The following is a 16,989-nucleotide window of genomic DNA, read 5'->3' as shown; positions in this document are numbered from 1 at the left end:
TCGTCGTGGAGGCCGGGGCGGGGCCTGGATAGCGAGCGGAACATTCAGGCGGATGGCAGGCTGATGGGCAGCGTACGGTCAGCCCGCCGCCGCCCACTGCGCCCAGCCACGGGCGCGCAGCTCGCAGGCGGGGCAGCTGCCGCAGCCGTAGCCCCAGCTGTGCAGCCGGGCGCGCTCGCCCAGGTAGCAGGTGTGCGACTCGCGCCGCACCAGCTCGACCAGGGCGTTGCCGCCCAGTGCGTGGGCCAGCGCCCAGGTGGCGGCCTTGTCCCGCCACATCAGGGGTGTCTGCAGCGTCAGGGGCCGGTCGATGCCCAGGCTGAGCGCCACCTGCAGGGCCTTGAGGGTGTTGTCGCGGCAGTCGGGGTAGCCGGAGTAGTCGGTCTCGGACATGCCGCCCACCAGCACGTCCAGCCCGCGCCGGTAGGCCAGCGCGGCCGCCAGCGTAAAGAACAGCAGGTTGCGCCCGGGCACGAAGGTGTTGGGCAGGCCGTCCTGCTGCGTGGCGATGGCCACGTCGGCGGTCATGGCGCTGGCGCCCAGCTGGCCGAGCACGTCCACGCTCAGGAGGTGGTCGTCGCCCAGCTGCCCCGACCAGGGCATGGCCAGCAGCCCCTGGCGCAGGCGGACGCGGCAGTCCAGCTCCACGCGGTGGCGCTGGCCGTAGTCAAAGCCCAGCGTCTCCACGTGCGCGTAGCGCGCCAGCGCCCAGGCCAGGCAGGTGGCCGAATCCTGCCCGCCCGAAAACAGGACCAGCGCGCGCCGGCTCATGCGGCGGGCGCCGGTGCGGGCGGCCTGCCCATGGCGCGCACGATGGCGGCCAGCACCACGCCGTACGCGGGCACGAACAGTAGCAGGCTCACGGCCAGCTTGATGACGTAGTCCACCACGGCGATCTCGCCCCAGTGCGCGGCCATGAAGGCATCGGTGCTGCGCCAGAAGGCGATGGAGAAGAACGCCGCCGTGTCCAGCGCCTGGCCGAAGACGGACGCCGCGGCCGGCGCCAGCCACCAGGCGCGGCTCTTTTGGCGGATGCGGTCGAAGACCTGGATGTCCAGCAGCTGCCCGAGTGCGTAAGCCGCGAAGCTGGCAAACGCGATGCGAAAGACGAAGGTGTTGAAGTCCTGCAGGGCGCCCCAGCCATTGAAGCGCCCGTCGTGGAACAGCACGCCCACGATGTAGGACGCCACCAGCGCCGGCAGCATGGCCCGCCCGATCACGCGGCGCGCCGGTGCCTTGCCGACCAGCCGCACGGTGAGGTCGGTGGCCAGGAAGATGAAGGGAAAGCTGAACGCCCCCCAGGTGCTGTGAAAGCCCAGCAGCGTGATGGGCAGCTGCACCAGGTAGTTGCTGGCGATGACGATGGCGACGTGCAGCGCCACCAGCAGGGTCAAGGGGGAGGAGCAAGGCAGGCGCGCGGGCGCTGCCGGGGCGTAAGGCATGGTGGTCCTTTTTGATGGATGGGGGCGAGGGAACCCATGGGCAGCCGGCCCTGCAAGCGGGCGCGGCGCGGAAAACGGCGGATTTTAGGTCACACGTATTCGCCGTCCGGCGGCTGGACCCGCCAGTCGATGGGGTCTTGCTGCAGCACCACGTCGATGTCCAGGCCCAGCACCACGCCCACCTCGCCGGGGAAGGAGCCGGCCATCTCGCGCTCGCCCATGCCGGCCTCACGCGCGCGCGCCGCCCAGCTGGCCAGGTGCAGCACGCCGGCCAGCGGCTCGTAGCTGGGGTTGTCCAGTGGCAGCGTGTGGTGGCGCAGGGCGTCCACCACCACCTCGGGCAGCTGCCAGCGTTCGGCCAGCGCGGCGCTGACCTGGGCGTAGCTGTAGCCCAGCAGGTGCTGCTCCAGCCGGGCGCGGCGCACCTGCAGCGGACGCATCAGGGTGTTGATGGATTCCATGCGCCGCGGGTCAGCGGTGTGCAGCGCCAGCTCGCCCAGGCCGTGCAGCAGCCCGGCCGTGTAGGCCGCCAGCGGGCTGTGGTGCACCAGCCCGGCCAGCGAGCGCGCCAGCTTGGCCGTGTGCACGCTGTAGCGCCAGAACTGCTGCAGATTCATGCCCGGCACCGAACCCGAGGTGGTGCCCACGGCCGAGGTGGCCACCAGCGCCCGCAGCGCACCGGCGTCCAGCAGGGCCAGGGCCTCGGCCACGCCGGCGATCTGCCGGTGCGCGCCGTGCGCGGGGCGGTTGGCCTCTTGCAGCAGGCGCGCGGCCAGGGCCGGGTCAGTGGCAAACAACTGGTTGACGCGGCGCAGGTCAGGCTCGGGCGCCGCCAGCGCGCTCATCAAGAGCGCCACCACGCGGGGCACGCTGGGCAGCGCCAGCGGCTGTGCGAGCAGGGTGGGCAGGTCCATCGGAAAGGGGCTGGGCGGCAGTCGGGAGGTGGCGCCGATTATGGGCGCGGACCCGCTGCGCCCGGGCCGGGTGGCCCCTACTTGCCTTCGCGGCGCAGCCGCTCGAAGGCCGACGCCATGGCCGAGGGCTGCTGCGCCTGCGGCCGGGCCGCAGCGCGCGCCGGCTGGGCGTAGCGGCCGCCCTGGCCCGCGCCCTCGAAGCGGTTGGCCCGGCCGGCGCCGCCGCGCTCGCCGCCGCTGCCCTCGGGCTTCATGCTCAGGCTGATGCGCTTGCGGGCGGCGTCCACCTCCAGCACGCGCACCTTGACGATGTCGCCGGTCTTCACCACTTCGCGCGCGTCGTTCACAAAGCGGGCAGCCAGCTGGCTGACGTGGATCAGCCCGTCCTGGTGCACCCCCAGGTCCACGAAGGCGCCGAACTGGGCCACGTTGCTCACCGTGCCCTCCAGCACCATGCCTTCCTTCAGGTCGGCGATGTCCTGCACGCCCTCATTGAAGCGGGCCACGCGGAAGTCCGGCCGCGGGTCGCGCCCGGGCTTTTCCAGCTCGTCCAGGATGCCCTGCACCGTGATGGCGCCGAACTGCTCGCTGGCGAACTGCTCAGCCTTGAGGCGCTTGAGCACTTCGGCGCGGCCCATCAGCTCGTGCACCGGGCGGCCGGTGGCGGTGATGATCTGCTCAACCAGCGGATAGGTCTCGGGATGCACGCCGGTCATGTCCAGCGGGTTGTCGCCGCCGCGGATGCGCAGGAAGCCCGCCGCCTGCTCGAACGTCTTCGGGCCCAGGCCAGCCACCTCCAGCAGCTGCTTGCGGCTCTTGAACGCGCCGTGCGTCTCGCGCCAGCGCACCACCGAGCGCGCCACGCCGGCCGGCAGGCCGGACACGCGCGACAACAGCGGCACGCTGGCCGTATTCAGGTCCACACCCACGCCGTTCACGCAGTCCTCGACCACGGCATGCAGCGTGCGGGCCAGCTCGGCCTGGTTCACGTCGTGCTGGTACTGGCCCACGCCGATGGCCTTGGGCTCGATCTTGACCAGCTCGGCCAGCGGGTCCTGCAGCCGCCGGGCGATGGAGGCGGCGCCGCGCAGGCTCACATCCACGTCGGGCATCTCCTGGCTGGCGTATTCGCTGGCGCTATAGACGGAGGCGCCGGCCTCGCTCACCACTACCTTTTCGATAGCTGCCAGCGCTTGCCCCGCCTGGGTCTGCGCCGCTTTTTGGCACATTTTGATCAGCTCGCCCGCCAGCTTGTCCGTCTCGCGGCTGGCCGTGCCGTTGCCAATCGCGATCAGCTGCACGCCGTGCTGCTGCACCAGCCGCGCCAGCGTATGCAGGCTGCCGTCCCAGTCGCGGCGGGGCTCGTGCGGGAAGACGGTGGCGGTCTCCACCAGGCGGCCGGTGGCGTCCACCACGGCCACCTTCACGCCGGTGCGGATGCCCGGGTCCAGCCCCATCACGGCGCGCGGGCCGGCGGGGGCGGCCAGCAGCAGATCGCGCAGGTTGTCGGCAAAGACCTTGATGGCGACCTTCTCGGCCTCCTCGCGCAGGCGCGAGAACAAATCGCGCTCGGTGGACAGACTGAGCTTGACGCGCCAGGTCCACGCGACGCACTTGCGCAGCAGGTCGTCGCTTTTGCGGCCCTGGTGGCTCCAGCCCAGGTGCAGGGCGATGCGGCCTTCTGCCAAAGACACCGGGGGTGTCGCTGAACGCTCCGTGGGCTGGCCGGTCTCCGGCTCCTGCGGCTGCACCAGCTTGGCCTCCAGGATCTCCAGCGCCCGGCCGCGGAACACCGCCAGCGCCCGGTGCGAGGGCACGCGGCCGATGGGCTCGTCGTACTCGAAGTAGTCGCGGAACTTGGCGACCTCGGGGTCGCTCTCGTTCTTGCCGTCGATTTTCTTGCTGCGCAGCAGCCCCTCGGCCCACAGCCACTCGCGCAGCGACTGCACCAGCGGCGCATCCTCGGCCCAGCGCTCGGACAGGATGTCGCGCACGCCGTCCAGCACGGCGAGGGTGGTGGAGAAATCGGGCCCGGGCTTGCCGTCGTCCAGCAGCGTCTCGGGCTGCAAAAAGGCCTGCGCCTCCTCATGCGGGTCCAGCGTGGGGTCGGCCAGCAGCTTGTCGGCCAGCGGCTCGATGCCGAACTCGCGGGCGATCTGGCCCTTGGTGCGGCGCTTTTGCTTGAAGGGCAGGTAGATGTCCTCCAGCTCCTGCTTGGTGGCGGCCGCGGCTATTTGCGCGCGCAGGGCATCGGTCAGCTTGCCCTGCTCGTCGATGGCCTTGAGCACCGCACCGCGGCGCTCGTCCAGCTCGCGCAGGTAGGACAGGCGCGCCTCCAGCTCGCGCAGCTGCACGTCATCCAGCCCGCCCGTGGCCTCCTTGCGGTAGCGGGCGATGAAGGGCACGGTGGCCCCGCCGTCGAGCAGCTCCACCGCTGCGCGCACCTGGGTTTCGGTGATTCGGATTTCTGCGGCCAACTGCCGGACGATCTGCTGCATGTGCCTGGAAAACGCTGGGAAAAACGAAGCGCGGAAGTTTGCCACAGGGCCTTGCGGCGCCCTCCTGCACGCCCCAAGGGGCGGCCACCATAATGTTTGCCACCATGCCGACGCTGCCTTCACCCCTGCGCACCGAATGCCCGCCCGGCGCGTGCATCTGCCAGCGGGACGCCCTGCTGGGCCAGGCAGCGGACAGCGGCGACCTGCGCGTGCTGCTGCTCACCCGCGAGGAACAAGCCCGGCTGCTGCAGCGCCTGGAGAGCGTTGGCAGCCTGGCCGAGCTGCGCCGCCTGCAGCTGCGCCTGCACGAGCAGCTGGGCGTGCACCTGACGGTGGAGCCCGCCGCCCAGGAGGTGCGCAGCCTGCGCGGCATCGCCATGGTGGTGCGCGAGCAGCCCGGCCTGTGCCGCAAGACGCGCCAGTCCATCCCCGCCGCCATCCGCAGCGCGCTGCAGGCACGCCCCCAGATCGCCTGGGCGCTGCTGGACGAAGGCGGCCTGTTTGAGCAGGGCGGCTGACATGCAGGAAGACCTCTTCGGCGCACCGCCCGCGCCCCCCGCCCCGGCCCCCCAACCCAAACCGGCGCCCGCTGCGGCCCCGCGCCCCAAAGCTGTGCAGCCGGCCGCGCACTGCGACGCGCTGCGCGCCCTGGCCGCGCAGCTGCCGCCCACGCTGCGCCTGGGCACCTCGTCGTGGGGCTACCCCGGCTGGGACGGCCTGGTGTGGGACGGCAGCTACAGCGAGCAGACGCTGTCGCGCCATGGTCTGGCCGCCTACAGCCAGCACCCGCTGCTGCGCAGTGTGGGCATCGACCGGGGTTTTTACCGGCCCCTGAGCGCCAGCGACTTCGCGCGCTATGCGGCGCAGGTGCCGCAGGATTTCCGCTTCGTGGTCAAGGCGCCCAGCATGGTCACCGACGCGCTGGTGCGCAGCGAGGACGGGCGCGGGCGCGAGGCCAACCCGGGCTTTCTGAACGGCGAACTGGCGGCGCAGCATTTCACCCTGCCCGCGCTGGAGGGCCTGGGCGCGCGCACGGGCGCGCTGGTGTTCCAGCTCAGCCCCCTGCCCTGGCACCTGATCGAGCGTTTGCCCGAAGTGCTGGAGCGCCTGCGCGCGATGCTGGCCGCCCAGCCGCCGCTGACAGGCGCGCCGGACGCCGTGCTGGCCGTGGAGGTGCGCAATGGCGAGTGGATCGCGCCCGAGCACGCCGAACATTTCGCCGACGTTTTGCGCAGCACCGGCGCCACCTACTGCCTGGGCATGCACGCCCGCATGCCGCCGCTGTCCGAACAGCTGGCGCTGCTGCGCCGCCTGTGGCCCGGCCCGCTGGTGTGCCGCTGGAACCTGAACCCCGCGCACGGCGCGCACGGCTTCGAGCAGGCCGAGCGCCTGTACGCCCCCTACGACCGCATCCACGACCCCGCGCCCGAGGACCTGGCCCTGCTGGCGCGCACGCTGGCCGGCGTGTGCGGGCGCGGCGGGCAGAACGCGTTTGTCAGCATCAGCAACCACGCCGAGGGCAGCGCGCCACTGACGGCGCAGCGGCTGGCCCAGCAGGTGGTGGACAGGCTCGTGTCCGACCCTGGGGCGGCAGAACCGGGCGCATGATGGCGCGCCGCACTCCGTACACAGGCAAGCCCCCATGAGCCGCAAGACAACCCGCCACACATCGCTGAACCGGACCCTGACCGGCCTGGCCACGGATGCGCCCTTCGTCATCGCCACCCGCATGTCGCGCATGCTGGACCCGGCCACCGCCCTGTCGCCGGCTGTCCAGGCGGACAACCTGCGCATGGTCTGGGAAAAGCAGGCCGCCGCCTTTGAAGCCTGCAGCGCCCTGATGGCCGCCGGCGCCGCGCAGTACCAGCAGGCCTGGCTGGGCCTGTGGACGGGCGCCCTGCCCACAGGCCGCGCCCCCAGCGCCGCCAGCCTGGCCGGGGCGCTGGACAGCGCGCTGCAGCCCTTCCAGCGCCGGGCGCGCGCCAACGCGCGGCGGCTGCGCAGCGGCAGATAGCCCGCCCTCACAGCCCGCAGCAGCGCCGGGCAAGCACGGTCACTATCAAATCAATAGCTGCTTTCGCTTGCTGCACAAGGGCTGAAGGCCAATTTGGCCTGAACCCTGCGCGACCCGGCGCCCTCAGCCCCGCGCGGACTGCTTGACCCGCAGCGAGCTGCTCACCCCGGCCGCCAGCGCGCAGCCTGCGGCCACCATCAGCGCCAGCGTCTCGGCGCTGCCGTCCCGGCCCGGGCGCAGTGCGAACAAGGCTGCCAGCAGCACGGCGCCCAGGGTCTGGCCCGTCAGGCGCGCCGTGCCCAGCATGCCGCTGGCCGCGCCGCTGCGGTGCAGCGGGGCGGAGGAGACGATGGTGTGGTTGTTGGGCGACTGAAACAGCGCAAAGCCCGCGCCGCACACCGCCATGCGCCAGGCCACGTCCCAGGCTGCCGGGTGCGCCGGCATCAGCGCCAGCGCCAGCAGCCCGGCCGCAAAGCACACCATACCCACGCCGCCCAGCGCCCCGTCGGGGTAGCGGCCGATCAGCCGGCCGGCCAGGGGCGCGGTGATCGCCGTGGCCAGCGGCCAGGCGGTGATCAGCAGGCCGGCCTGCATGTGGCTGCGGCCCTGGGCCTCCAGCAGCAAGAACGGCAGCGCCAGAAAGCTCAGCATCTGCGCACAGAACGCCCCGACGGACGAGGCCATGGACAGTGCGAAGACAGGAATGCGCAGCAAATCGACAGGAAACAGCGGCGCCGCCCGCCCCCATTGCCGGCGCAGGTGCAGCGCGCCCACCAGCGCGCCGGCGGCCAGCAGCAGCCAGCCCACCGCCTGCCCCTCGCCGCGCATGCCCAGCCGCGCCCCGCCCAGGAACAGCAGCGCGAACATGGCGCCGTTCAGCAGCACGTCCAGCATGGAAAAACGCGGCGACGCCGTGCCCGCAGCGGCCGGCGGATTGCCCGGCAGCGAGCGCCGCGCCTGGCGCAGCACCAGCACGCCCAGCGGCAGGTTCATGGCGAACAGCCAGTGCCACGAGGCCAGCGACAGGATGGCCGCCGCCACCGACGGCCCGGCCATGGCCGCGGTGGCCACCACCAGCGAGTTGATGGCCATGCCGCGCCCCAGCAGCGCGCGCGGGTAGATCAGGCGCACCAGCGCCGCGTTCACCGCCATCAGGCCCGAGGCGCCCAGGCCCTGCAGCGCGCGCGCCGCGATCAACGCCGGCATGGTGGGCGCCAGCATCGCCGCCAGCGAAGCCACGGTGAACAGCGCCATGCCCGCCAGGTACACGCGCCGGTAGCCCACGCGCTCGCCCAGCGCCGCCAGCGGCAGCAGCGTGACCAGCGTGGCCAGCTGGTAGGCGTTGACCACCCAGATCGAGTGCGCGGCGCTGGACTGCAGCTCGCGCGCGATGCCCGGCAGCGCCAGGTTGACGATGCTGGTGTCCAGCACCGCCAGCGTCAGGCCCAGGATGATGGCCCGCATGGCCCGGCCGCGCGCGGGCTGCGCCAAGCCGTCGCCCGTCAGGTCATCCGCTGGGGCGCTTTTCTTACCGCTCATGCGCGCCCCTGCCCCGCCACGCGCCGGCTGCCCGCCGCGCCCAGCGTGGTCCAGGTCAGCAGCACGCCGATGAACGCGCCCGTGCTCATGCCGATGACCATGGGCAGCGGCCGGTCGGACGCGAACAGCCCCACCAGCCCCATGGCCGCCGCGCCGATCAGCATCTGCAGCGTGCCCATCAGCGCCGACGCGGTGCCGGCAATGGCGCCATGCTCCTCCAGCGCCAGCACCGACGCGGTCGGGATCACCAGCCCCATGAACGCACTGGCGATGAAGTACAGCGCGAGCAGCACCGCCAGCCGGTCGCCGCCCGCCAGGTAGTACAGCAGCAGCGCCGCCATGGTGAGGCCCGCGCCCGAGGCCGCGGCCTTGGTCACCGGCACCAGCCCGAAGCGCCGCCCCAGCCGCGCGGTGAACTGCGCGCTGGCGAAGAACGCCGCCGCGTTCACCGAGAACGCCAGGCTGTACTGCACGGGCGACAGGCCGTAGTGGTTGATCAGCACGAAGGGCGAGCCGGCCAGATAGACGAAAAAGCCCGCCATCGAGCAGCCGCCAATGCCCACCAGGCCCATGAAGTGCGCGTCGCGCACCAGCGCGGCGTAGCCGGCCAGGGCGCTGCCCGCGCTGCTGGCCAGGCGCTGCGCGGGCGGGCGCGTCTCGGGCAATGCGCGGTGCACCAGCACCACCCCGGCCAGCGCTGCCACCGCCACCGCCCAGAACACGCCGCGCCAGCCCGCCAGGGCGATCACCGCGCTGCCCGCCAGCGGCGCCAGCAGCGGCGACACGCTGAACACCAGCATGAGCAGCGACATCAGGCGCGCCGCCTCGGTGCCCGTGTGCAGGTCGCGCACCACCGCGCGCGGCACCACCGAGCCCGCCGCCGCACCCAGCCCCTGCACGAAGCGCAGGGCGATCAGCGTGTGCACGTCGCTGGCCAGCGCGCAGCCCACGCTGGCCAGCACGAACAGGCCCAGGCCGAAAAACAGGGGCGCCTTGCGCCCCACCATGTCGGATACCGGGCCATAGGCCAGCTGGCCCACGCCCAGCGCCAGAAAGAAGGCCGTCAGGCTCCACTGCACCGGGCCCACTTCGGCGCGCAGGCTGGCGCCGATGGCCGGCAGCGCCGGCAAATACATGTCGATGGCAAACGGCCCCACGGCCGAGAGCAGGCCCAGCACCAGGGCCATGCGAAAAAACGGAGAAAAAGCCATCGGCCCGATTGTCGCGAGGGCCGCGCCGGCGCGCTGGCGCGGGGCTGCATTTCCCCGAAACGGGCTGCCCCGCGGTCATTGTTCGCGCGACCGCCGCGCACGCCGCTGGCCGACAATCGCCGGGCCATGCACACGCTTGCCCCCTTTCTTCGCACGCTGCCAGCCCTGGTGCTGGGCTGCACCGCCCTGGGCGCGCTGGCCGCCGCGCCCGAAGGCTGGTCCTTCGCGCCCGACGGCGCCTGGGTGAACGACGAACGCGCCCGCCTGGCCTGGGCCCGCTGCGTGGAAGGCATGCGCTGGGACGGCGTCACCTGCACCGGCCGGCCCGAGCTGTTCACCTACGGCGAGGCGCAGGCCCGCGCCCGCCAGCGCGGCCAGGCCGAGGGCCTGCGCTGGCGCCTGCCGCGCGTGCCCGAGCTCAAGCGCCTGGCGGCGCAGCAGGACGCGCTGCTGCCCGCCGCGCCGCGCCAGTGGCACTGGACGGGCACGGCCAGCGTGAACACCGCCCGCGTCAACCCCTACGCCTACGACAACGTGGCGCGCGGCGGCGTGGGCGAGAGCCGGCTGTCGGCGCCGCAGGGCTGGGCGGTGGACATGGGCAGCGGCAAGGCGCGCGGCGACGTGGGCCGGGGCACGCGGCTGCCCCTGCGCCTGGTGCGGCCGGCACCCTGAATATCAGCGTTTTTGGCCTCCAGCGCTTATTCAGCAAGCGCCAGCAGCTATTGATTCAATAGCAAATCAGCCGCGCAGCGCGGCCGCCTGGCGCGCCAGGGCTTCGATGCCGGCCCAGTCGCCCTCGGCCAGCAACTGGGCCGGCGTGAGCCAGGAGCCGCCCACGCAGGCCACGTTGGGCAGGGCCAGCAGCTGCGCCGCGTTGCCTGCCGAGACGCCGCCCGTGGGGCAAAAGCGCACGTCGCCGAACGGGCCGTGCCAGGACTTGAGCAGCGGCACGCCGCCGGCCGCCATGGCCGGGAAGAACTTGAGCACGCGCAGGCCGTCCGCACCGGCGGCCATGATCTCGCTCGCCGTGGCTACGCCGGGCAAGAGCGGCAGGCCCGCATCGCGGCAGGCCTGGCCCAGCGCCGGCACGTAGCCCGGGCTGACGATGAAGCGCGAGCCGGCGCGCGCGGCGGCCTGCACGTCGGCGGCGCTGCGGGCCGTGCCGGCGCCCACCACGGCTGCGGGCACATCGCGGGCAATGGCCTCGATGCAGGCCAGCGCGGCGGGGGTGCGCAGCGTCACCTCCAGCATGCGGATGCCGCCTGCCACCAGCGCGCGGGCTAGTGGCACGGCGTGGCGCGGCTCGTCCAGCACGATGACGGGGATGACGGGGGCGTCCTGCACCACGTCTTCGGCGGTCAGGGGGGCGGTGGGGTGGCTCATGCGGATCTCCTGGGCAAAGGTGCGCGCGGCCGGTAGGGGCCGGGCGGCACGCGGGATTTCAGGCGTTGGCGACGCAGCCCGCGGGCAGCCGGCCGGCCAGCGCGGACAGCAGATTGTCGGTGGCGAGCACAGCCATGGCTTGGCGCGTCTCGTGCGTGGCCGAGCCGGCGTGCGGCAGCGGCACCACCTGGGGGTGGGTGCGCAGGGGCGAATCCAGCGGCAGCGGCTCGGTCGCGAACACATCCAGCCCGGCGGCGCGCAGGTGGCCGCTGTCCAGCGCGGCCAGCAAGGCGGCCTCATCGACGATGGCGCCGCGCGAGCCGTTGATGAAGATGGCGCCGGGCTTCATGGCGGCGAACGCCGCCGCGTCCAGGCTGGCGCGGGTGTCCTCGGTCAGGGCCATGGTGCAGACCACGAAGTCGGCACGGGCCAGCAGCTCGCCTCGCGACACGTGCCGGGCCAGGGGCGCGAGCGGGCCCAGTGTGGCGTCCGGCACCGGCTGGCGGCTGTGGTAGAGCACCGGCATGCCAAAGCCCAGCGCCGCGCGCCGCGCCAGCGCCTGGCCGATGCGGCCCATGCCCAGGATGCCCACCGTCTTGCCGTGCACGTCGTGGCCGTACAGCGACGGGCCGATATTGCTCGTCCACTGGCCGCTGCGCACCAGCTGCACCAGCTCGACGAGGCGCCGGCTGGTGGCCAGCATCAGCGCGAAGATGGTGTCGGCCGTGGTGTCGGTCAGCACGCCAGGCGTGTGACACAAGGCGATGCCGCGCCCGCGCAAATACGCGAGCGGGTAGTTGTCCACACCCACGGAGATGCTGGAGACCACGCGCAGGTGGGGCGCGCGGTCCAGCAGCTCGGGCGTGAGCGCGTAGCTGGAGCCGATCAGGCCGTCGGCCGCGGGCAGCGCGGCCTCGAAGGCCGCCCGCTGCTCGGGCCGGCGCGGGTTGGCCACGGTGACCCGGTGCAGCGCCTGGATGCGCGCCAGCTGGTCGGCCGGCAGCTCGCGGAACACCAGCACGTGGGCGGCGCCCGGCACGGCAGTGGCCTGCATGCCCGCCATCAGTAGCCGGCCGCCTGCAGCTCGGCGCGCGTGGGCAGGCCCTCGGAGTCGCCCAGCACCTGCACCTGGCGCGCGCCCAGCCAGCAGCCACGGCGCACGGCCCGGTCCACCGGCAGGCCGTCCAGCAGGCCGCTGACCACGCCCACGGCAAAGGCGTCACCGGCGCCCACGGTGTCCACCACCACGTCCACCGGGCAGGCGGGCACGTAGCCGGTGCCGGCGCGGGCGTCGTCGTAGTAGGCGCCCTGCTCGCCCAGCTTCACGGCGACCAACTGCGCACCCTGCGCGCGGTAGAAGGCGGCGATGCCCTCGGGCGTGTCCTCGCCAGTCAGCAGCCGGCCCTCGGCCAGGCCGGGCAGCACCCAGTCGGCGCCCGCTGCCAGGGCATTGATCTCGCGGCGCATGGTGGCCTCGCTCTCCCACAGCGTGGGGCGCAGGTTGGGGTCGAAAGAGATGGTGGCGCCCGCCTCGCGCGCGATCTGCAGCGTGCGCCGGGCCGTGGCCAGCGACGTGGGCGAGATGGCGGCGAACACGCCCGTGGCGTGCAGGTGGCGCGCGGCGCGCAGCCAGGGCTCGTCGATGTCGGCCGGCTGCATCAGGCTGGCGGCCGAGCCCTTGCGGTGGTATTCGATTTCGGGGTCGCTGCCGTCGTCGACCCGGCCCTTGAACTGAAAGCCGGTCTTCTGCGCCGCGTCCAGCACCACGTGGTCGCAATTGACGCCCTCGCCACGCATCTGGCGCACCAGGTAGCGGCCCATGGAGTCGGCGCCCAGGCGGCTGGCCCAGTGCACGTCGAACCCCAGGCGCGACAGGCCGGTGGCCACGTTGATCTCGGCGCCCGCGATGCGCTTGGTAAAGCCTTCGGCGAACTCCAGCGGGCCGGGGCGGTCGGCGATCAGCAGCAGCATCGCCTCGCCGAAAGTGGCGATGTCGTAGGTCTTGGCGTCAGAGATGGTCATGGCGGGCGCGGTGGTGGACGAGGAAAGCGCCTAGACCCGTGTGGCCAGACGCAGCTGCTGCAGCGCCTGGCACGTGAGAGCGGCCAGGTCGTCGGCGATGAGCGGGTATTCGATGGCGCGGGGGGCGTTCTCGGGCAGTGCGTCCAGCAGCGTGCGCCACGGCGCGCTGGATTCGGCCAGCGGCACCGCCACCCATTTGCCGCGGTGCTGCACGCCCTTGGCGTGTACGTAGCCCACGCGCTCGCCCAGTTCGCGCGCGGCCTGCAGCGGGCATTCGCCCACGTAATGCCAGTTGCCCATGTCGAAGGTCATGGGCAGCACCAGGCCGGCCGCGTCGGCGGCGGCGAAGAAGCGCCGCAGCGCGCGCAGGCTGCCGGCCTGCGGGGTCTGGTCGTTTTCGATCAGCAGCGTGACGCCGGCCTGCTGCAGCGCCTGCGCCAGCGGGGCGAAACCCTGGGCGGAGGCCTGCTCGCTTTGCGCCGCGAAATGGCCGATGGACATCTTCAGCCACGGCGCGCCCAGCGTGCGTGTGGCGGCCAGCGCGTGGGCCAGGGCCGCTGCGTCCAGCTGGCCGTCGGCGGCAAACAGCGGGCGCGGGCACGAATAGACGCTGCGCAGCGGCGTGCTGCGCAGCCACTCGGCCAGGGCCGGCAGCTCGGCGACGGGGTCGGTCAGCAGCTCTTCGCGCACCTCCACGCCCTGGGCGCCGGCCTCGTGGCACAGCCGGGCAAACCACAGCTGGCCATGGCGGCCCACCTCGGCAGCGCCGAAAGAGGTGAGCGAGACCAGCGCATCGGGCAGCGCGGCGGATTCGGGCAGGAGGGACATGCGAAGCGACAAAGAAGAAGAAGGGGAGAAACCGCCGGCAACCCGCCGTCAGTGGTTGCTGAGGATCTGCCCCAGGAAGGCCTGGGTGCGCGGGTCGCGCGGGGCGGTGAAGAAGTCGCGCGGCGCGCCCTGCTCCACGATGCGCCCTTCGGCCATGAAGATCACGCGGTCGGCCACGCTGCGGGCAAAGCCCATCTCGTGCGTCACGCACAGCATGGTCATGCCGTCCTCGGCCAGGCCGATCATGGTGTCCAGCACTTCCTTGACCATCTCCGGGTCCAGCGCGCTGGTGGGCTCGTCAAACAGCATGATGCGCGGCGACATGCACAGCGCGCGGGCGATGGCCACGCGCTGCTGCTGGCCGCCCGACAGCTGGCTGGGGTACTTGTGCGCCTGCTCGGGAATGCGCACGCGCGTCAGGTATTTCATGGCGCGCTCCTCGGCCTCGGCCTTGGACAGGCCGCGCGAGCGCATGGGCGCCAGGGTGCAGTTGTCCAGGATGGTCAGGTGCGGGAACAGGTTGAACTGCTGGAACACCATGCCCACCTCGCGGCGCACGCTGTCCACGTTGGGGCCGCCGGCCGTCAGGTCGATGCCGTCCACCAGCAGGCGGCCTTTTTGCACGCTCTCCAGCCGGTTGATACAGCGGATCAGCGTGGACTTGCCCGAGCCCGAGGGCCCGCAGATCACGATGCGCTCGCCGGCCTTCACGTCCAGGTTGATGTCGGTGAGCACCTGGAACTGGCCGTACCACTTCTCCACACCCTGGAACTGGATGATGGGCTGCTCGGTGGTGGTGCTATTCATGCAAAAAAACTCCGTCATGCCTGGGGGTCTTGCCGGGCCGGCGCGCGGCCGGCCCTTGTCAACGTCAGTCCAGCTTGGGCAGGTCGGCGCCCAGCCACTTCTTGTAGCGCTGGTTGAATTCGCCGCTGGCGATGTGCTTGTCGATGGCGGCGTTGATGGCAGCGGCCAGCGCGTCCTGGCCAGGGCGCAGGGCCACGGCCATGTTCTGCTGCAGCAGCGGGAACTTGCTTTCGAAGCGGCCGGCGGGCGCGCGCTGGGCGATCTGCGCGGCCACGGTGACGGAGCAGCCGATGGCGTCCACCTGGCCCGACAGCAGCGCCTGCATGGCCGAGGCGTCGTCGTCGAAGCGGCGGATCTGCGTGCCCTCGGGCGCCACCTTGGTCACCGCCACGTCCTGCGTGGAGGCGCGGGCCACGCCCACGCGCAAACCCTTCAGGTCTGCCGGGCCGGTGATCTTGGTCTTGGCCTCGCCGTACAGCACGATGGAGGCGGCCGAGTACGGCTTGGAGAACAGCACCTGCTTGGAGCGCTCGGGCGTGATGGCCAGCGAGGCGACCAGCGCATCCACCTTGTTGGTCAGCAGGAAAGGGATGCGGTTGGGGCCGGTGACGGGCACGATCTCCAGCTCCACCCCCAGGTCCTTGGCCAGCAGGCGGGCCACGTCGGCGTCGTAGCCGTCGGGCTGGTTCTTGTCGTTCAGCACGCCGTAGGGCGGGAAGTCCACCAGCATGCCGACTACCAGCTTGCCCTTCTTGCGGATGTCCTCCACCGTCTGGGCCGAGGCAAAGGTGTGCAGCAGGCCGGCGGCGGCCAGGGCGGTGGCGGTGGCGGTGAATTGGCGGCGGGTGAAGGCCATGGCGTGTCTCCTTGGTGGTTGGGGTTGAAAGCGAAAGTGCCGGGGCGTCAGCGCGCGCCGGCGCGCAGGTTGCGCCGCTCCAGCCGGCCCGCCCACAGCGACAGCGGCCAGCACAGCACGAAGTACAGCGCCCCGACGGCACCAAAGACCAGCAGCGGCTGGAAGGTGGCGTTGTTGATGATCTGCCCGGCGCGCGTGATCTCGGTGAAGCCGATGATGGCCGCCAGCGACGTGCCCTTGACGATCTGCACCAGGTAGCCCACGGTGGGCGGCACGGCGATCTTGAAGGCCTGGGGCAGCACGATGGCGCGCATGCGCCAGTAGTAGCTCAGGCTGAGGGCGTGGGCGGCCTCCCACTGGCCGCGCGGCACGGCGTCGATGCAGCCGCGCCAGATCTCGCCCAGGAAGGCGCCGCTGTTGAGCGTGAGCGCCACAGCCGCGGCGATCAGCGGGTCGATCTCCAGCCCCAGCACGGGCGCGCCGAAGAACACCAAGAACAGCTGCAGCAGCAGCGGCGTGCCCTGGAAGATGCGGGTGAACAACATCGCCACGTGGCGCAGCGCGGGCACGTCGGAGGTGCGCGCCAGCGCCACCAGCAGCCCCACCAGGGAGCCGCCGACGAAGGCCAGCACGGACAGCGTGATGGTCCACTTGGCTGCCTCGAGGATGAACAGAAATTCGGCCCAGCCGAAGGTACGCATGGCGTGGTGCTCCTGGGGTTGTGCTTCAGCGGCGGTCCGGGTAGTTCAGCCAGCGCTGGTAGGCCAGGCGAAGCAGCGCGGAGAACAGCAGCGACAGCAGCAGGTAGATGACGGCCACGACGATGTAGACCTCGAAGCTGCGAAAAGTCTCGGACTGGATGTTGGCCGCCACCGAGGTCAGGTCATCCGCCGAGATGACCGACACCACGGCCGAGCTGAGCATCAGCAAGGTGAACTGGCTGGTCAGCGCCGGGTAGATGGTCTTGAGCGCAGGCTTGAGCACCACGAAGCGAAAGATCTGCCAGGCCTTGAGGTTGAGCGCCTGCGCCGCCTCGATCTGCCCGCGCGGCACGGCCTCGATGCCGGCGCGGATGATCTCCGTGGCGTAGGCCCCCAGGTTCACCACCATGGCCACCAGCGCGGCCGTGTAGGGCGACCAGCGCAGCCCCACCGCCGGCAGCGCGAAGAAGAAGAAAAACAGCTGCACCAGAAAGGGCGTGTTGCGGATCAGCTCGATGTAGGCGTTGACCGCCCAGCGCAGCGCCGTCGGCCCCGAGGTCTTGCCCCAGGCGCAGAACACCGCCACTACCAGCCCCAGCACCGTCGCCGTGAGCGACAGCTGCACGGTGACCCAGGTGCCGTGCAGCAGCGTGGGCCAGGCGGCGAAAACAGGGCCGAACTCGAACTGGTATTGCATGGGGGATGGAACGGTTGACGGATCACTGAAACCGGTTTCATGATTCTAGGGCGCGCTATCGCGGCGCCGTGTACGGG

At 71.9% G+C, this 16,989-nt stretch carries 18 protein-coding genes; 4 read left to right on the top strand and 14 right to left on the bottom strand.

Annotated features, from left to right (window positions below; genetic code table 11):
• Window positions 1–78 precede the first annotated feature (78 nt).
• The 4 genes from queC to C7H73_RS07430 form a co-directional block, all read right to left on the bottom strand.
• Window positions 79–771, bottom strand: coding sequence for a 7-cyano-7-deazaguanine synthase QueC (gene queC, locus C7H73_RS07445; RefSeq protein ID WP_106846066.1), 693 nt, complete (start codon window positions 769–771; stop codon window positions 79–81).
• The gene (locus C7H73_RS07440; protein WP_106846065.1) at window positions 768–1,442 is read right to left on the bottom strand and encodes a 7-cyano-7-deazaguanine/7-aminomethyl-7-deazaguanine transporter; all 675 of its coding nucleotides are present in this window, start codon (window positions 1,440–1,442) and stop codon (window positions 768–770) included. The genes queC and C7H73_RS07440 overlap by 4 nt, the downstream gene beginning before the upstream one ends.
• Window positions 1,443–1,531: 89 nt before the next feature.
• Window positions 1,532–2,356, bottom strand: coding sequence for an HDOD domain-containing protein (locus C7H73_RS07435; RefSeq protein WP_106846064.1), 825 nt, complete (start codon window positions 2,354–2,356; stop codon window positions 1,532–1,534).
• A gap of 77 nt (window positions 2,357–2,433) precedes the next feature.
• The gene (locus tag C7H73_RS07430; RefSeq protein WP_106846063.1) at window positions 2,434–4,854 is read right to left on the bottom strand and encodes a Tex family protein; all 2,421 of its coding nucleotides are present in this window, start codon (window positions 4,852–4,854) and stop codon (window positions 2,434–2,436) included.
• A gap of 104 nt (window positions 4,855–4,958) precedes the next feature.
• Here C7H73_RS07430 and C7H73_RS07425 point away from each other — a divergent pair, with 104 nt between their 5' ends.
• From C7H73_RS07425 to C7H73_RS07415, 3 genes are read left to right on the top strand one after another with little or no spacing between them, the layout of a single operon-like run.
• Window positions 4,959–5,372, top strand: coding sequence for a hypothetical protein (locus C7H73_RS07425; protein ID WP_106847580.1), 414 nt, complete (start codon window positions 4,959–4,961; stop codon window positions 5,370–5,372).
• Between the two features lies 1 nt (window position 5,373).
• Window positions 5,374–6,462 carry a DUF72 domain-containing protein gene (locus tag C7H73_RS07420; RefSeq protein ID WP_106846062.1) on the top strand — a complete coding sequence of 363 codons (1,089 nt, stop codon included), beginning with the start codon at window positions 5,374–5,376 and terminating at the stop codon, window positions 6,460–6,462.
• Window positions 6,463–6,496: 34 nt separating this feature from the next.
• Window positions 6,497–6,868, top strand: coding sequence for a hypothetical protein (locus C7H73_RS07415; protein ID WP_106846061.1), 372 nt, complete (start codon window positions 6,497–6,499; stop codon window positions 6,866–6,868).
• A 123-nt stretch (window positions 6,869–6,991) separates the two neighbouring features.
• On the opposite strand, the gene C7H73_RS07410 is transcribed toward C7H73_RS07415, so the two are convergent.
• A complete protein-coding gene (locus C7H73_RS07410) occupies window positions 6,992–8,407 on the bottom strand; it encodes an MFS transporter (RefSeq protein ID WP_106846060.1) in 1,416 nt (471 codons plus the stop codon).
• The gene (locus tag C7H73_RS07405; protein WP_106846059.1) at window positions 8,404–9,618 is read right to left on the bottom strand and encodes a multidrug effflux MFS transporter; all 1,215 of its coding nucleotides are present in this window, start codon (window positions 9,616–9,618) and stop codon (window positions 8,404–8,406) included. The genes C7H73_RS07410 and C7H73_RS07405 overlap by 4 nt, the downstream gene beginning before the upstream one ends.
• A gap of 126 nt (window positions 9,619–9,744) precedes the next feature.
• On the opposite strand from C7H73_RS07405, the gene C7H73_RS07400 reads away from it, so the two are divergent.
• Window positions 9,745–10,290, top strand: a complete 546-nt coding sequence (locus C7H73_RS07400; protein WP_106847579.1) for an Lcl domain-containing protein — start codon at window positions 9,745–9,747, stop codon at window positions 10,288–10,290.
• A gap of 66 nt (window positions 10,291–10,356) precedes the next feature.
• On the opposite strand, the gene eda is transcribed toward C7H73_RS07400, so the two are convergent.
• The 8 genes from eda to C7H73_RS07360 all read right to left on the bottom strand — a co-directional run bounded on the left by eda (window position 10,357) and on the right by C7H73_RS07360 (window position 16,912).
• A complete protein-coding gene (gene eda / locus C7H73_RS07395; protein WP_106846058.1) occupies window positions 10,357–11,001 on the bottom strand; it encodes a bifunctional 4-hydroxy-2-oxoglutarate aldolase/2-dehydro-3-deoxy-phosphogluconate aldolase in 645 nt (214 codons plus the stop codon).
• Between the two features lie 58 nt (window positions 11,002–11,059).
• The gene (locus tag C7H73_RS07390; RefSeq protein WP_106847578.1) at window positions 11,060–12,055 is read right to left on the bottom strand and encodes a 2-hydroxyacid dehydrogenase; all 996 of its coding nucleotides are present in this window, start codon (window positions 12,053–12,055) and stop codon (window positions 11,060–11,062) included.
• Window positions 12,056–12,063: 8 nt separating this feature from the next.
• Window positions 12,064–13,023: a sugar kinase gene (locus tag C7H73_RS07385; protein WP_193483944.1), complete on the bottom strand. Its 960-nt coding sequence runs from the start codon at window positions 13,021–13,023 to the stop codon at window positions 12,064–12,066.
• A 30-nt stretch (window positions 13,024–13,053) separates the two neighbouring features.
• The gene (locus C7H73_RS07380; RefSeq protein WP_106846057.1) at window positions 13,054–13,851 is read right to left on the bottom strand and encodes a sugar phosphate isomerase/epimerase family protein; all 798 of its coding nucleotides are present in this window, start codon (window positions 13,849–13,851) and stop codon (window positions 13,054–13,056) included.
• Between the two features lie 48 nt (window positions 13,852–13,899).
• Complete coding sequence (locus C7H73_RS07375; protein ID WP_106846056.1) at window positions 13,900–14,658, bottom strand: amino acid ABC transporter ATP-binding protein; 759 nt, start codon at window positions 14,656–14,658, stop codon at window positions 13,900–13,902.
• A gap of 64 nt (window positions 14,659–14,722) precedes the next feature.
• Window positions 14,723–15,514: a transporter substrate-binding domain-containing protein gene (locus C7H73_RS07370; RefSeq protein WP_106846055.1), complete on the bottom strand. Its 792-nt coding sequence runs from the start codon at window positions 15,512–15,514 to the stop codon at window positions 14,723–14,725.
• 47 nt (window positions 15,515–15,561) lie between these two features.
• Entirely contained in the window at window positions 15,562–16,215 is a 654-nt protein-coding gene (locus C7H73_RS07365) for an amino acid ABC transporter permease (RefSeq protein WP_106846054.1), read from the bottom strand.
• A 25-nt stretch (window positions 16,216–16,240) separates the two neighbouring features.
• A complete protein-coding gene (locus C7H73_RS07360; RefSeq protein ID WP_106846053.1) occupies window positions 16,241–16,912 on the bottom strand; it encodes an amino acid ABC transporter permease in 672 nt (223 codons plus the stop codon).
• Window positions 16,913–16,989 lie beyond the last annotated feature (77 nt).

Origin of the sequence: Pulveribacter suum, assembly GCF_003013695.1 — a bacterium.
In the GTDB taxonomy this organism is placed as follows: Bacteria; Pseudomonadota; Gammaproteobacteria; order Burkholderiales; family Burkholderiaceae_C; genus Melaminivora; species Melaminivora suum.
This window is presented reverse-complemented; position numbering and strand designations above follow the sequence as displayed.

Bases quoted from the DNA above. Each gene is read 5' to 3' on its own strand.
- queC (WP_106846066.1), bottom strand. From the start codon at position 771: ATGAGCCGGCGCGCGCTGGTCCTGTTTTCGGGCGGGCAGGATTCGGCC.
- C7H73_RS07440 (WP_106846065.1), bottom strand. From the start codon at position 1,442: ATGCCTTACGCCCCGGCAGCGCCCGCGCGCCTGCCTTGCTCCTCCCCC.
- C7H73_RS07435 (WP_106846064.1), bottom strand. From the start codon at position 2,356: ATGGACCTGCCCACCCTGCTCGCACAGCCGCTGGCGCTGCCCAGCGTG.
- C7H73_RS07430 (WP_106846063.1), bottom strand. From the start codon at position 4,854: ATGCAGCAGATCGTCCGGCAGTTGGCCGCAGAAATCCGAATCACCGAA.
- C7H73_RS07425 (WP_106847580.1), top strand. From the start codon at position 4,959: ATGCCGACGCTGCCTTCACCCCTGCGCACCGAATGCCCGCCCGGCGCG.
- C7H73_RS07420 (WP_106846062.1), top strand. From the start codon at position 5,374: ATGCAGGAAGACCTCTTCGGCGCACCGCCCGCGCCCCCCGCCCCGGCC.
- C7H73_RS07415 (WP_106846061.1), top strand. From the start codon at position 6,497: ATGAGCCGCAAGACAACCCGCCACACATCGCTGAACCGGACCCTGACC.
- C7H73_RS07410 (WP_106846060.1), bottom strand. From the start codon at position 8,407: ATGAGCGGTAAGAAAAGCGCCCCAGCGGATGACCTGACGGGCGACGGC.
- C7H73_RS07405 (WP_106846059.1), bottom strand. From the start codon at position 9,618: ATGGCTTTTTCTCCGTTTTTTCGCATGGCCCTGGTGCTGGGCCTGCTC.
- C7H73_RS07400 (WP_106847579.1), top strand. From the start codon at position 9,745: ATGCACACGCTTGCCCCCTTTCTTCGCACGCTGCCAGCCCTGGTGCTG.
- eda (WP_106846058.1), bottom strand. From the start codon at position 11,001: ATGAGCCACCCCACCGCCCCCCTGACCGCCGAAGACGTGGTGCAGGAC.
- C7H73_RS07390 (WP_106847578.1), bottom strand. From the start codon at position 12,055: ATGCAGGCCACTGCCGTGCCGGGCGCCGCCCACGTGCTGGTGTTCCGC.
- C7H73_RS07385 (WP_193483944.1), bottom strand. From the start codon at position 13,023: ATGACCATCTCTGACGCCAAGACCTACGACATCGCCACTTTCGGCGAG.
- C7H73_RS07380 (WP_106846057.1), bottom strand. From the start codon at position 13,851: ATGTCCCTCCTGCCCGAATCCGCCGCGCTGCCCGATGCGCTGGTCTCG.
- C7H73_RS07375 (WP_106846056.1), bottom strand. From the start codon at position 14,658: ATGAATAGCACCACCACCGAGCAGCCCATCATCCAGTTCCAGGGTGTG.
- C7H73_RS07370 (WP_106846055.1), bottom strand. From the start codon at position 15,514: ATGGCCTTCACCCGCCGCCAATTCACCGCCACCGCCACCGCCCTGGCC.
- C7H73_RS07365 (WP_106846054.1), bottom strand. From the start codon at position 16,215: ATGCGTACCTTCGGCTGGGCCGAATTTCTGTTCATCCTCGAGGCAGCC.
- C7H73_RS07360 (WP_106846053.1), bottom strand. From the start codon at position 16,912: ATGCAATACCAGTTCGAGTTCGGCCCTGTTTTCGCCGCCTGGCCCACG.